Origin of the sequence: Vibrio splendidus 12E03 (genome assembly GCF_000272105.2) — a bacterium.
Classification (GTDB): domain Bacteria; phylum Pseudomonadota; class Gammaproteobacteria; order Enterobacterales; family Vibrionaceae; genus Vibrio; species Vibrio splendidus_I.
This window is the reverse complement of sequence record NZ_AJZD02000266.1, coordinates 1-344: the sequence shown is the minus strand read 5'-3', so window position 1 is coordinate 344 and position 344 is coordinate 1. Positions and strand designations below refer to the sequence as shown.

The window sequence follows — 344 nt, the reverse complement described above, 5'->3', positions numbered from 1 at the left end:
GAGAGCATTGAGGGGATCACCACCGAGCGCGAGCTGGCGGTGGACACCGTGGCGTCATTGACCGAAGACACGACAGTCGCTCAAAAGGTAGAGGAAGTGTTACCCGAGGTGCCTGACGCGTTGGTACGCGCCCGTGAGCAGCAGCAAGTGCAGGAATATTATCGTGCTCAGCAAGCGGCGAGCAGTCCATGGCAACGCTCTAATGGGGTGTCTGAGGCACCGACATTGACCCAAGCGCCTTCTCCTATTGCCGTTCAAGCGAATGTGCCTGGCGATCGTGAGGATTTGCTCTCTACCGATGCGCAGCGACGAAACCTGAAATCGAGATTGGTTGAGCTGGCGAA

The 344-nt window shown here is 57.6% G+C and carries 1 pseudogene; it reads left to right on the top strand.

The annotated features are described in order from the left end of the window. Positions 1–48: 48 nt before the first annotated feature. A pseudogene (locus A142_RS16440) lies at positions 49–344 on the top strand (TrbI/VirB10 family protein); the annotation flags it as partial.